Origin of the sequence: Chlorogloeopsis sp. ULAP01 (assembly GCF_030381805.1) — a bacterium.
Lineage (GTDB): Bacteria > Cyanobacteriota > Cyanobacteriia > Cyanobacteriales > Nostocaceae > Chlorogloeopsis.
In genome coordinates, this window is the sequence record NZ_JAUDRH010000017.1 from 120769 (window position 1) to 134920 (window position 14152).

The window sequence follows — 14152 nt, forward strand, 5'->3', positions numbered from 1 at the left end:
CTCTTGACCTAAGGAACCTGCGGAAGGTGGGGTTATCGGTTGACGGCAATTGATTTTATATTTGCATTATTTTTGGACTTGACTACCTTCTTGATCAGCTTTATTTGAAAGCCTGATTAAGACATTTCTCTATTAGCTTATATTCCCTAATTGTTGGGTTTACCGTACTAATAAATACATGATTTTACCACTTTTGATTATGCGGAAAATCTCGGACGGTAATCATCAATTTATTAGGTGCTATTAACCGTATTTTCAATCATTTAAATCATCAATAATATAAAAATCAAAGCAATGAAATCCTGAAGTCAATAAATAATTAATTAGGAATCATAAGAGCGAGTTATGGTATTAGTACGTTACAACCCTTGGCAAGAATTGAACACACTGCAACGTCAAATCGACGGAGCTCTTGAAGATTTTCAAGCACCAACCTTTAACAAAGCTCCAGTAGCCAACTGCACGAAACCGAAAATACCGTACATTTGAAACTGGAACTCCCTAGTGTTGATGCTAAAGATGTAGATGTAGATATCTCAGTTACCGAGAATGCAGTTAATACCATTTCACGAAAATCTTGATACAATTCACTTCCCCAGCTTGTCCAAATGTATCAACTTTAAAGTGAAACGGTATAAGGTGGTTGCTGAGCGTAAGTCAGAAATCTAAACTTTCCCACAGAAATCATCAGCTATGCAGTTTGGTTGTATTGTGCCTTCCCGTTGAGTTATGGGGACGTGCAAAAACTGCTGCTGTACCGGGGGATGGATATGAGCCATGAGGCAATATTGAGCGTGGTGTCAGAAGTTTGGACAGCAGTTTGCCCTGGAGTTCCATTGATTCGACAACACTTTCACCCCAAACAACACCTACTTCCTGATCGTAAATATAGTTATTGGCAAAAGTTGCCTGGTACTCAAGTTGCTGCCTAATCCTAATCTATTGCTTGTCTCCAAGGAGAATAGTGTCTTTTTGGATAACTGCTCGATTAACTTGACAATGCCTCATTTATACCTAATCTTGATGAACTACGTACTACTTTGGAGGTACTTATGTTACAAGTTGATGAAATGTTACAAGTTGATGAAATGTTACAAGTTGATGAAATTTTAGATTTTTGGTTTGGAAGAAAAGAAGAAATAGATTACGGAAAAAATCGCACAATTTGGTTTGCTAAAGATCCAAAATTTGATCGGGAGATTCAAATCCGCTTTCAGAAAGACTATTGGAAAGCTGCAATGGGCAAGCTTGATCACTGGAAGGAAACACCCGAGAGTTGCTTGGCATTAATCATCCTACTAGATCAGTTTCCACGAAATATGTTTCGTGGTCATCCCCAAACCTATGCAACTGATCCACAAGCTCTCTCTTTAGCTCACTATGCTGTCGCTACAGGCTTTGATCAGAAGCTACCGTCGATACATCGTTGGTTTATCTACTTACCCTTTGAACACAGCGAGAACCTCAATGATCAGCGACGGTCGGTTGAGCTGTTTTCCAAACTCGGCAATGATCCAGATAGCTTGTACATTACCTCATCTGCTGTCCGACACCTAGAGATCATCGAGCGCTTCGGACGTTTTCCTCATCGCAACAACATTCTATGTCGAACTACAACACCAGAGGAAGCAGAGTTTTTGAAGCAACCAGGCTCATCATTCTAGTTCCACATAGGAGGCTGATAATTGCCCGGAGTGATACACTCCTAAAAAAAGTGGAAGTGACTGAGAGTCGCTTGTTCAACTATAAACTGATATATGGAACAAGCAGGTAACCTTTACCATAAAAGATAGAAAAGCCTCCAGATGAAGCACTTGGGTAATTGTGCGTTAATTCATGATGCCGATAACCTAATTATTGCTGAGGAAAGGCAGCAAGTTTGAGGTCTATCGCTTACAGTACAGGTTCCACACCTTGCTTAAAGAATAGCTTAAACTGTAAGAATCTATGGAAAAGACGCACATTAACCATTTCTATCGTTGCTGTAACTTTCTTTGCTTCCACTCCCGACACTAACTGAGTCCATTGTTAACCCAAATTTTTGGTCTTTCCCGCAAAGGCAGCTTTCATAACCATTATTAATGATAACATATCAGTCTCACTAGAGATTACAATCGGCAATTTTTAAGCAGATAGAGAGTAAACTGATTCATGGTTCTGAGACTTTTAGCCTATTATTCTTTGCTCGCATCGCATTTATTAAGAAGAGCGTTAATCACTGGAAAATTTTTAGGTGAAATTGGCTGTAATCAAGGATTTTTTACCAGAATAGCTCTTCCTTGAAGATATCACTAGAAGGATATTTTTCATTTGCTGGCCCCTTTGAAACAAAGTACTTACTAAGAAGCTTGTTGCGTTTGAGGTTGATCTACTTTGGTAGTGATATTACTATCAGTCCCTTAAAAATATGTGTGTGCTGTGGGCACAATAGTAATGCCTAGACAGTAGATCTACTGCGTGTGCTGTTAACCTGCTTAACAAAGACTTCCTCAATAACAACTTGAATGTTCTTCATTTAGATTGCCAATTTAGAATCGTCTTTACCAGCGATAATTAGGATGTTAAGGCTGAACTTAAGCTTTTCTACTTCATAACTTAAATTCCGCAGGTAAGCGAGGAGATTAATGGTATTTTTTATTCATGAGATCATCAGTCTCAGAAATCAGAGTACAAGATATTGACCACTACGGCATAATGGCAGGCATTATTGACTAAATGTGTCTGGTACAGCAAATCAACCAAATACCAGGTACTTATCACCAAAAAATAGTCACTCTAGGTCAAGCGGTAAAAGCAATGATTCTGAATGGCTTGGGTTTAGTCAGTGCGCCATTGTACCCGGCGTGAAAAGTTTTTTGTGGGCCAAGCAACAGAGCATCTATTGGGTGAGGGGATAAGTCCAGAATCTCTAAATGAACCGTTTGGGCAGAGTGTTGGACAACTATATGAGGCGGGACTAACACAACTATTCGTCACGCTAGCGACGGATGCAGCCAAAAAGTTTGGCGTAAAAAAGGATAGCTTGTATCTGGACTCCAGTTGATTTCACATCCATGGAGAGTACGCCAGCACAAAGAATGAAGAGACAGAACAGGCAGGGGCAATTGAAATTACCTATGGTTACTCACAAGATCATCAACCAGATCTCAAACAAATTCCAAGTGGACTTGATGTGCAGTGGAGATAGAGACATTCCCTTATGTCTAAAAGTGGCAGATGGGAATGAAGCCGACTAAGCAGCGTTTGCTCTGCTTCTCAAAAAGTTTAGGCAGCAGTGGGAGATAGATACTTTGTTTGTAGCAAATGCAAACTTTACTGTAATAACAACATCTAACAAATGGATTCCTTGTGCTAGGTATCATGAGTACCTGCAACATTAGCACTAGGGCGTATTTTCAAACTCGTTATATCCTGAAAAAGGATGCGATCGCTTTGTTGCAATGGTGAATCGAGGAGACTTAAGTAACGAACAGTGGAAACGCTTAAAACCGTTACCACTACCATAAAAACCGCGAACAGGCAAGCCAAATAATGACCACCGCACGGTTGTGAATGGCATCCTATGGATATTAAGAACTGGAGCGCTTTCGTTTTACTCTCGTATTAAACTGGTATGGTTACTGAGCACACTTTTCTAAAAACCTGCAAGCTGAGTTAGTCAACTGCTTTATACTGCTGATCTTTTAGTCTTCGGTATTTGCAACCATAAATGGTGGTTCTGGGAATTTCTGTAACACAAACTTATCAACCGCCTTGAGTTCAACAGTTATCATTCCGAATACTTCCATCTGGCATGATAGTGTTGCAGAAATACATACCTCTCAGACTAACTCCTTCCAAGTTCGCCTGACTTAAATTTGCGTCACACAAGTTGACACCTCTCAAATTAGTCTCTCTCAAGTCAGATCCAGTAAGATTGCTGCCGATAAGTTTAGTACCTACCAAATTAGCACCTCGCAGATCAGAACCAGACAGATTGGCTTGTAAGAGTTCGGTATTTTCCAAATTAGCCCCTCTTAAATCAGCTCCAGTTAAATCGGCACACCTAAAACTGGCAAAATATAAGTTAGCTTTTCTAAGAATAGCTTTAGTCAGATTAGCATAAACAAGACTGGCTTTAGCAAAGGATACCCCAGTCAAATCAGCTCCAGCCAGATTAGCTCCGATAAGACAGGAGTTCATTAGGGCATTGGTGAAGTCAGCACCACTCAAATCAACATTACTCAAGTCCATGCTTCTCAAATCAAACCTACCAAAATATCTTTGCCCCTTCTTGTACAGTTCGATCAATTCCTGACGCTCCATAATTCTACTTCTACATCCTATAGTTCTAAGTACGTCAACAGTTTTTGGTTAGTAATTTTTAGACGATTTAAGAGTACAGCAACTGCTGCAATAATATAGGTAATGAAAAAATTTAAAGCTAGGAACAGTTAACACCGTATCCTAGAAGTATCTGCCTGCACCCACTCCTTAATAGAGGTTATGCAGAACATAATGCATTTTGATTTGTTTTTAGTGCAGAGCAATTTGAACTGAAGCTTTAGGGATTTAGGGATTTATCCCTTAACAAATTCAAGATCCTCATTAGATAATTCAGTTAGTAATTTGAGGACAGTATCTAATGTTAAGATTCCATTCAAATACATTGAACAAATTAGAAAAATGTTTCAGAAAGATTTTCCAAACATCCTTGGTGGGATCAAAATCATGGTTGGAAAAATCTCCTAAACTATTTGCATCTTAACGTTCAACATATGTGTTCTTTTCAATTAAATTAAACCTTGGTTGAAGTATTTCCACTTCCGCAACTTTCTCTTGGGTTTCCCAGTTTGATTGGCATTATGAATACCTTCTGCAATCATCTATCTTAGCCCGTTTGGGAGGACTATTTCTACTTTTCCTCTGCCTAGAGTGACAAAAGAAAGATTAGCTGGTATTAAGATAGCTGCATCAACGGAGTTGTTATCTTTGATATGGAGAAATAGAGCGCTTCACCTTGTCAAAGCAGGTTTAAGTTGACAATACCTCTCCTCTAGCTCTATTTCTTGCTGAACCATATTTTGGATTGCTTGAATAACTATACTCCGGCTGTCAAGACCCTGCTTATGCATTTTTAACCACCGCTGCGCTTCGTTTCCTTCCCTGAGAATTTTTTGAATGGGTGAGAGGAAGAAGCTGAAGCCCTTTTTTTTAGCAATCAGCCAAACTTCTTGGTAAATTTCCTCAATCCAATTCCGAGCGAAAATTTTTCTACCATCTTGCCAATGTCTCAATTCTGCGTCCAGGCTCTGGCAAGAAACGGTTGCTTCATTCGCACTAGTTATGGCAAGCAAATCTTCTGATCGTGTCGCTGTTGAAAATATGCTCCTTTCTAGTGGGTCTAAGCTCGGGTCATCTATTAACTGCCAGAGCCGGGCTTCTAGCAAAGCAGTGACAGCGAGCAAGGCAATAGGATCTACAATCAGATCGCAGATTCTTAGTTCTAGTCGGTTAAGATTGTAGGGACGGCAATTACCATTTGGTCGAACTGATATCCAGAGGTGGCGTACATTTTGCATCGTCCCATCTGCTAGCTGGGCTTCTGTCCACTTTATATAATGAGCATGGCTTTCAAAAAGAGGAACATGATTTGGAGTTTTTGGGAAAATTTTCCAGCGAGTGGAATGATACCCCGTAACGCAGCCATCCAGAAACGGAGAAGAAGCACTTAAGGCCAAGTACAATGGTGCTTCTACACGGATCAGGCGATAGGCACGCATCAACAATTCTGGGTCACTGATACCAATGTTAATATGAATGCTAGTGGTGACAATGTTAGTACCGTAGGTCTGCTCAATATAGGTATGGTAAGAGTTGCTGGGATCAGAGCGGTAGAAGGATTCGCTATTGCCTAAAGATAAAGTACTTCCAGGAACTAGCGTGTAATTACCTATACGCTTTAAATACTTTCGCAGCTCCAATCTAGGACGTACCAACTCAAACAACAATTGCTTATATTTGTACAAGGGTGCGGTTATATATTCTACATTGCGGCTGTCTGGCTCCTGCGTAAATCCGTACAAGGCAGCCACAATCTTATCAGAAACTCCTACAATATCACCTTGAGTTGTACCCGTGTAAATCTCAACTTCAAAACCTTTCAATAACAACATATTTTTTTACATATAAGTTGATTTGTATCTCTTCTCATACCTATAAGTACCTTAAGTACCTTAAACAGCAAGACAAAAATTCTTGCTAGATTTTAAACACTCGATTTATTTTGAGAGCTAGCTTTTTCAAGATAGCAATAGCTTTAATCTCTGTTATAAAATTTGGTGTAAACTTCTCTTAAGAGCAACTATTGCATTCAGTAAGTATCGACAGCACGCCCTCTGCCGCCATTTTCTAATCTGAACTCCAACAGAACAAGCACCTCAACAATATTGCGAGTAAGACCATCGCCTCATAAAACGACCGATAGGTTCAAATCATTCCATATTGCTTAACAAACTTTCAGGAACTGCGAGACGATAAATATAATCCGTTATGTTTTCAGAGTAGGCAAGATGCCTACCCTAAAAGAGTCATTTCTATTTTGTGCAATGCCTGAGAATTTGGCGGTTTGGATATTAGGGTCATTGATGTTCAACCCCAGTTCGTCGCTTTAATTACTGGTGGAACTCCTCAATTTTTCAGCGAATAATGTACATATTCTGAATATTATCCTCATTCCGTCCACGTTTTTTCAGCGTACCATCCAAGTTAAATGTTGGAAATAATTCTACGTCAATCCAAGAATGCAGCATTGCTGCCCAGAGAGTAATTCCCTCCAAAGCTTTTGCAATTAATTGTCGCCCTCTTGGCGATTCAGGATCTTCTGGCTCAATGTAATCCATGCCCATGATGCTATGGTGTTCATCAGCTTCCACATGGATATCAAAGTAAGTATCGCCTGCACCAAGTTCGTGCATCTTAGGTGCTACTACCTTAAAGAATTCATTGGAACATCGTTCAATCCCACTATTGATAGTAACCACCCACTTAGCACGATCCTGTTCTATTGCAAGCTGATACGCTAGATTCACACAAGCATTTGTCTCTGGTGTGGGAACAACATTTTCAATTTCTTTGCGATTATTCAACAGCTTATGCCTGAGCATCCAGTGCATTAACAGCTCATGATGATCGGCCTCCCCATAGGCATGCTTTGCATAGAACGGCATCATATGATTTTCAGACATTGGGGTTGTGCCAAGCATTAAACCCATTACCTTGGGAAAGGTTGCAGAATGGTAAAATAGTTGTACTGCAGCAGGTTTAAATTGCAGTGGTGATTTTATCTCACTTACCCACTCAAAAAATGGCATTTCCTGTACAGCCTTGCTAGCATTGAAAATAGGCTCAACGACCCATGCATGCTTAACGCATATTCTTTCCAGTTCATTCACATCCAAAGCTTCGTAAACGCTGGCAGTTGTAGATGTAACATTTGTCATTTTTATTTCCTCTGTTGTTTTTTAGAAACTATCTCTTCATCAAAAGAAGTACAAAAATTTACTGCTGTCTCAAGAACGCTCTTTTTTCCATGATGATTTTTGTGTCATGGGTGTAAAGTGAGTAGTGTTTCTTTCATCCATAATGGATGTGCGATCGCTGCGTGAGGTGCTCTTAGGAAACTACGTTCATCCTGAAAATTGCCCCAACAGACGCCAGCGCGTCACCATAATATGCGGAATTCGAGCATAGCGCTTCCATTTTTCTGGTTGAGCAGTTTGTAGCCACTCTGGAGGAACTGGCTCAAGAAGACCATCAAGAACAAAACCTACCTGAAAGCAGATCCCAAACAGATGCCACAACGGTCGGTGAAAAAAAGGATGACGTATGGGTTGACCTGGCTTTGCTATTTCATTGCCTGTCGCTGGCTGTATATAATCCTTCACCAAAACGCCTTCTGTACCAAGCCATTGGGTGTGAGTTCCTCCTAACGAGTTAAAGCAAGGATGAGTAATTGAGAATACTAACCGTCCCTTAGAAACAAGCAACCGACTAAGAGCATGCATTAAAGGCTCGATGTTCGCCATATCCATGAGTGCCATTGACACCACTGCAGCATCAAAGCAGCGCTCTCCCAAAGAAGCAAGTTGAGCTGCATCAGTCGCATCGATAAGTTTGTACTCAATACTTCCCGGTGAGCTGATAGTTCGAGCTTTGGCACACTTCAAGAGTTCTTCTGAAAAATCGAAGGCTAGAACCGATCCTCCTAACCGAGCAAGACGGCGTGCGAAGGTACCGTTGCCACATGCAACGTCAAGCACTCGTTCACCAGGTTTAATAGCAAGGAGTGTCTCCATTGCAGGGTTAATAACGTACTCATGGGAGAAGTCTGTTTCTCCCACTTCAGCGTCCCACCAAGCTGCATTTGCATTCCAAACATCGTGTACGCGCTGGTTTATTTCATTTACTTCAATCATGTAACGTACCTTTATTTTGATTGTCTTGTGTGGTCTAGAGAAGCTCTTCTCTGCTTATCATTGCGTCCTAAAAGAGCTGATTGTTTGACACAAGCAGAGGTTCTGAAACCTTCATATCTTTTGTTACGCAATATCGACCAAGTTTGATCAGTGACAAATAAATTATCACTTCAAACAATTGGTAGATAAAAATTTCAAAAGATGTAGGCAATGACAAGACTTAAGAGGTAAGAGGTAGTGAATGCATGATTTTTGTAAAATCTTCCTAAAAATTTGAACACTTCTTGGCAAGGTCGTGGATGGATGAGAAAACTTATAAGCCTGGCATACCAATGTAACCTGTAAGTCCTTTAATTCTGTTAATCCATGCAACTACATTTGGGTAGGCTTCTAAAGAAATACCTCCCTCTGGTGCTAACCCAATGTACGGGTAACAAGCAATATCTGCTATGGTCGGACGATTAAGTACAAGCCAGTCCTGCTGTTGCAAGTGTTTGTCTATAACTTTGAGGACTGCATGTGCTCTCTGTTGCGCTAAATCCAGATCTATTTTTGCGTTGAAAACAAAGTACAGTCTGGCAGTACAAGGACCATTTTGAATCTCGTTAGCAGAAATAGATAACCACTCAATTACTTTACTCATTGACACGGCTTCTACTGGCAGCCAATCTTCATTTCCGTAGCGACGCGCAAGATATACCAAAATTGCATGGGAATCAGAAATGACTAAATCGCCGTCCATGAGAATCGGTATTTGACCAAGTGGGTTCATTTTCAGAAGCCATGGAGATTTTGCTTCACCAGCTTTAAGATCGATATCTACAACCTCGTATTCCAGCCCAAGCAGCGACAGCATCAGTCGTACCTTATAGCTATTCCCTGATAACTCATGATTGAAGAGTTTGATCATTAATTCCTCCTGTTTCTATCAAAGTTACGTTTCCATCTACTGAATTACAGTTTTTCAAAAACGACAGACGTTGGGTAGCGAAGATTGGGCAGTTAATAATGAACTTAAGTTTTTTCTGTTCTTAAATTTGTTAAGCTAGAAAAAAACGTTGCTATCCAGTTCAGGAAGAATTGTTGAATTCTTTAAGCAGGAATAGTTTTCCCAATTATTGGCTATCAATAAAAGCATGCTTTAAAAGCATTAACTTGACATCGACTAAATTGGTTGTCCTTAACTTCCTTATCTTCAGTAGACAAGATTTTTTAAATTTTTAATATAAATATTAGTTGTTCAATAAGTAAGGGTTTAGGAAAACATTGATAGCAAGAAAAAGTCAAGAAGTACCACCACATATTCTCCAATTCTGTGAGTATAACTCCTGAGAGTTTCAAGCCACAAATTCAAGATGAGGTGGTATACACATGGCTCAATGACACAATTCTAATTGAAAGAAGCATCTGCGAAGGCTACACCTTGAGTTATTTCGCACTACTACAGCATAAGGCACAAAAAGTGATTTGAAGCTTTGGGTACGCGTACCAGAATACAATTCTCTTGACAGACAAGTCTGTCTAGTTTATTTTGACAATATGACTAAAACAGTTACATCTAGCGATTCGCGCACTAGGATTCTAGAAACCGCCTATCGTTTATTCTATGAACAGGGTTATCATGCTACTGGCATCAATCAAATTATTGCGGAAGCAGGCGTCGCGAAAGCGAGCTTTTATCATCACTTTCCTTCTAAAAAGGATTTGTGTATCGCGTTTTTGCAAAAACGACACAGGGATTGGTTTTCTTGGTTGAAGCAAGAGGTTGACTCCCATGTAGAACCACGAGAGCGTATTCTGAGTCTTTTTGCCTTTTTGGAGCAATGGCTTATAACCAGCAAGTTTAGAGGCTGCGCTTTTCTAAATTTGACATCAGAGTTTCCAATACCGGATAGCGTTATTCGGCGAATGATTGTGGTACATAAAGCTGAGTTGCGGGAGTATATCAAGGAGTTGGTGCAATCTTTCGTAGATAAAACTGCCTCACCTCAGAAGGTTGAAGTAGCTTCGTTAGCTGACACAATTTATGTTCTGTTTGAGGGATCGATTATTACGAGTCAGGTCTACAGTTCAATCTGGGCAATTCAAAGTTCACGAGAAGCAATTCAGCGGATACTGACATAAAGTATTTTTATTTTAGGCATTTTGGACAGACTGGTTTATTTAGTTAAACCTGTAACAGTCACGGAAGTATCTTCTACAGTGGATTGAAAAGATGAAAGCAATTAGTGAAAGAAATGCTAAAGCTCTCGGTAATCTCGCATTTGCGACCAAAGGTGAATTCGGAGGGACGATTGGGAGAGCGTCTTGAAATTGAGAATCCTAAGGTCAGCGACATTTGATTAAACCCATTGCACCAGAAGCACTAGTTGAGGCGATCGCGGATTTACTGTACTGGAGATAAAAATGCAGAAATGACAATACGTTTAAAGGGAAAACAGCCATGACGTTAACAATCGAAATGACTTCAGATTTCATTTGTCCCTGGTGTTTAGTAGCAGACACCAACTTGCACAAAGCAATAGCACAATTGGATCTTCCGGTTGCAATTCAGCGCATCTGGTATCCGTTTGAGCTAAACCCAGATATGCCAGAAGCGGGTATGGATCGCAAAACTTACCGCACCAATAAATTTGGCAGTTGGGAATATTCACAACAACTGGATGCTAAAACGGTGCAGGCAGGGCAAGCCAACGGCATTGAATTTCGCTACGACTTGATAAAAGTTACTCCCAATACACTCAAAGCACACCGATTGACCTGGTTCGCAGGTAAAGCGGGTAAAGCAACGGACATGGCAGAACGTATTTTTAGAGCCTACTTCACAGAGGGTCAAGATATTGGTGATGTTGACACGCTAGTAAATCTCGCTGCTGAAATTGGTTTAGATTCAACGCAAGTCAAGACATTTCTTCTTTCACAAGCAGGGATTCAAGATATTGAAGCGTTGAAACGTCGAGCGATCGCCCAAGGAATTCGTAGTGTTCCCACAATCCGCATTGGCAAGGAAGTCTTAGTGGGTGGGCAGCCTACTGAGATTTTTCTCGCTGCGCTGCGCTCTGCTGCAACAGAATTAGAGAAGGTTTAAGTGCGATGATGACTAAACTAAACTACCCAAATTCAGCGAAACATCAAAGCCAAGTACGGCTGTATGGTCAACCCAATTTAGCAGAAGCTTACGAAATCCGCGATTTTCTCAATCGAAGTGTTGTTGAGTTTGATTGGGTTGAACTCACAAGCGATGAGGACTGCCATCGAGAATTGGGATTTGCCGCCCTGAACGATCTGCGTTTACCAGTTGTTGAATTTCCAGATGGTACTCGACTGTTTGCACCAAACGTTCGCGACATTGCTCAAAGGTTGGGGTGGGTAGCACAGCCTAAATTCAAAGAATACGATCTTTCGATCTATGGAGCAGGGCCAGCGGGGTTGAGTGCAGCAGTTTATGCGGCTTCTGAGGGATTGCGGACTGTCCTAATAGAGCGACAGGCAGTTGGGGGTCAAGCTGGAACCAGTTCGCTAATTGAAAATTATATGGGGTTTCCTGAAGGAATTCGGGGTGCAGAATTAGCGGAACGAGCGCGTCAGCAGGCAGTCAAATTTGGCGTTGAACTCTTGCTATTGCGTGAAGGAATTAAGGCAGAATTTAGAAACAATCGCATTTATGTCGATATGGCAGACGGCAGCAAAATGATTGCCCGTACCAACATTTGTGCGACAGGCGTAGAATATCGACGGTTAAATTTGCCCAATGAAGATCGCTTTCTGAACCGGGGGCTATTTTATGGCGCGGGTGTGAGTGAAGCGTCAATGTGCCTGAATCAGCAGGTTCTCGTGGTTGGTGGCGGTAATTCAGCAGGTCAAGCAGTCATGCACTTCTCACAGTATGCCAGGCAGGTGACAATGATTGTTCGTGGAAGCACACTGGCAGCTACACTGTCAAAATATTTAATCGATCGCATCCTGAATGCCTCCAATGTTGAGGTGCTTTTTAATGCTCAAGTCACGGGGCTAGTTGGTGAGGGTAGCCTACAGCAAGTTGAAATTACAGACTTTGGCGAAAATTCGGTGCGAACCATTGATACTCAATATCTCTTTATCTGTATTGGTGGTGTGCCTAACACGGAGTGGGCAAAAGACACAAATATTGTCAGGGATGAGGCAGGTTATTTGATTACCGGATCGGATTTGCTTCAGAATGGTCATTTACCCGCTTGCTGGCCGCTCGATCGCGATCCTTATTTTCTTGAAACCAGTGTTCCGGGATCGTTTGCTGCGGGTGACGTGCGGCATGGATCGACTAAGCGAGTTGCTTCAGCAGTTGGAGAAGGTGCAATGGCGGTTACGTTTGTCCACAAGTTTCTAGCCGAATCCTAGATTTATTGGTTATTTAGAAAAACGCTGATTGAACTAGAAAGTGAATCGGAGTTGAACAATGAACCCTACAGAAAAATATGCCATTGTCATTGGTGGATCGTTGGGTGGTTTATTTACTGGCATCATGCTGCGATCGATCGGCTGGAAGGTAGATATCTATGAGCGATCGACCCATACCCTTGACAGCCGCGGCGGTGGCATTGTCCTGCAACCCGATGTCATCGAAGCTTTCCAACGGGCAAGTATTCCAGTTGATTCGCTGGGTGTCATTGCACAGGAACGCTATTACCTCAACCGAGATGGCAGCATTAAAATGCGAATGCCCATGCGTCAAACCTTAACTTCCTGGAACCTGCTCTATGGCTTGATGCGGCGGCATTTTCCAGTCGAACACTACCATACTGGAAAGCGACTGACAGATATTCAGCAAACCAATGAAGATGTTACCGCAATATTCGCAGATGGCACCTCTGTCACCGCTGCATTGCTTGTTGGTGCAGATGGGCCTGGTTCAACTGTGCGTCAACTGTTTTTGCCCAATTACCACTATCACTATGCAGGATACGTTGGCTATCGAGGATTAGTGGATGAATCCGAACTTGACCAACCGACAGCGGATCTCTTTACAGAACGGTTTGTCTTCTTCCAGTTTCCCAATTCCCACATTCTGCAATATGTGGTTCCAGGTGAGAATGAATCGCTTGTGCACGGAGAACGCCGCTTTAACTGGGTTTGGTATGTCAACTATGACGAAACGACGGAACTACCCCAAATTCTAACTGATAAAGAGGGAAGACGGCGAGATTATTCAGTTCCTCCAGGACTTTTAGCTCCCACTGTTGAGCAAGAAATGCGATCCTATGCTGATGCGGTACTGGCTCCACCCTTTCAAAAGCTGGTTGCTGCCACAAAAGAACCCTTTGTGCAGGCAATTTTAGACTTAGGAGTACCACAAATGATCTTTGGGCGAGTGGCCTTAGTTGGTGATGCTGCCTTCATTCCTCGTCCTCACACTGCTGCCAGCACCTCGAAAGCTGCTGCTAATGCGATCGCCCTTGCAGATGCTCTACTTGAACAGAACCACCACGTTCCTCAAGCTTTAGATATCTGGGAACCAGAGCAACTTGCCTATGGGTTGCATTTGATGAAACACGGTCAATCGCTGGGAGAAAACTCTCAATTCGTCTATGGCACAAAGCGCTTTGATGGGGCTACAACGGCTCTGCGGCATGTCTAACTCGTCATGATAGAGCTTATTAACCGCACAAAGCCACCACCATTGGATTTAGGGTTCAACTAAACGACGCTAGTAGGTATTT

13 protein-coding genes and 1 pseudogene are annotated in these 14152 nt (G+C 41.7%); 8 read left to right on the top strand and 6 right to left on the bottom strand.

Annotated features, from left to right (window positions below; translation table 11 throughout):
* Positions 1-345: 345 nt before the first annotated feature.
* The 4 genes and pseudogenes from QUB80_RS28820 to QUB80_RS28835 all read left to right on the top strand — a co-directional run.
* Positions 346-489 carry a hypothetical protein gene (locus QUB80_RS28820; RefSeq protein ID WP_289792886.1) on the top strand — a complete coding sequence of 48 codons (144 nt, stop codon included), beginning with the start codon at positions 346-348 and terminating at the stop codon, positions 487-489.
* Between the two features lie 248 nt (positions 490-737).
* On the top strand, positions 738-932 hold the full coding sequence (locus QUB80_RS35340; protein ID WP_502875335.1) for a hypothetical protein: 195 nt from the start codon (positions 738-740) through the stop codon (positions 930-932).
* Positions 933-1052: 120 nt separating this feature from the next.
* Positions 1053-1664 carry a DUF924 family protein gene (locus QUB80_RS28830; RefSeq protein ID WP_289792887.1) on the top strand — a complete coding sequence of 204 codons (612 nt, stop codon included), beginning with the start codon at positions 1053-1055 and terminating at the stop codon, positions 1662-1664.
* Positions 1665-2640: 976 nt separating this feature from the next.
* A pseudogene (locus QUB80_RS28835) lies at positions 2641-3308 on the top strand (IS1634 family transposase); the annotation flags it as partial.
* 74 nt (positions 3309-3382) lie between these two features.
* Here QUB80_RS28835 and QUB80_RS28840 read toward each other — a convergent pair.
* The 6 genes from QUB80_RS28840 to QUB80_RS28865 form a co-directional block, all read right to left on the bottom strand.
* Entirely contained in the window at positions 3383-3559 is a 177-nt protein-coding gene (locus QUB80_RS28840; RefSeq protein ID WP_289792888.1) for a hypothetical protein, read from the bottom strand.
* Positions 3560-3759: 200 nt separating this feature from the next.
* Positions 3760-4305 (bottom strand): pentapeptide repeat-containing protein, encoded by a 546-nt coding sequence (locus QUB80_RS28845; protein ID WP_289792889.1) that lies wholly within the window; start codon positions 4303-4305, stop codon positions 3760-3762.
* Between the two features lie 689 nt (positions 4306-4994).
* On the bottom strand, positions 4995-6155 hold the full coding sequence (gshA, locus tag QUB80_RS28850; protein WP_289792890.1) for a glutamate--cysteine ligase: 1161 nt from the start codon (positions 6153-6155) through the stop codon (positions 4995-4997).
* Positions 6156-6677: 522 nt separating this feature from the next.
* Complete coding sequence (locus QUB80_RS28855; RefSeq protein WP_289792891.1) at positions 6678-7481, bottom strand: iron-containing redox enzyme family protein; 804 nt, start codon at positions 7479-7481, stop codon at positions 6678-6680.
* A gap of 186 nt (positions 7482-7667) precedes the next feature.
* A complete protein-coding gene (locus tag QUB80_RS28860) occupies positions 7668-8456 on the bottom strand; it encodes a class I SAM-dependent methyltransferase (protein ID WP_289792892.1) in 789 nt (262 codons plus the stop codon).
* A 313-nt stretch (positions 8457-8769) separates the two neighbouring features.
* On the bottom strand, positions 8770-9366 hold the full coding sequence (locus tag QUB80_RS28865) for a glutathione S-transferase family protein (RefSeq protein WP_289792893.1): 597 nt from the start codon (positions 9364-9366) through the stop codon (positions 8770-8772).
* 629 nt (positions 9367-9995) lie between these two features.
* Between QUB80_RS28865 and QUB80_RS28870 the strand changes: the two genes are divergently transcribed.
* The 4 genes from QUB80_RS28870 to QUB80_RS28885 all read left to right on the top strand — a co-directional run bounded on the left by QUB80_RS28870 (position 9996) and on the right by QUB80_RS28885 (position 14070).
* Complete coding sequence (locus QUB80_RS28870; RefSeq protein ID WP_289792894.1) at positions 9996-10580, top strand: TetR/AcrR family transcriptional regulator; 585 nt, start codon at positions 9996-9998, stop codon at positions 10578-10580.
* 319 nt (positions 10581-10899) lie between these two features.
* Positions 10900-11544 (top strand): DsbA family oxidoreductase, encoded by a 645-nt coding sequence (locus tag QUB80_RS28875; protein ID WP_289792895.1) that lies wholly within the window; start codon positions 10900-10902, stop codon positions 11542-11544.
* A gap of 5 nt (positions 11545-11549) precedes the next feature.
* Positions 11550-12833 carry an FAD-dependent oxidoreductase gene (locus QUB80_RS28880; RefSeq protein ID WP_289792896.1) on the top strand — a complete coding sequence of 428 codons (1284 nt, stop codon included), beginning with the start codon at positions 11550-11552 and terminating at the stop codon, positions 12831-12833.
* Positions 12834-12891: 58 nt separating this feature from the next.
* A complete protein-coding gene (locus tag QUB80_RS28885) occupies positions 12892-14070 on the top strand; it encodes an FAD binding domain-containing protein (protein WP_289792897.1) in 1179 nt (392 codons plus the stop codon).
* Positions 14071-14152 lie beyond the last annotated feature (82 nt).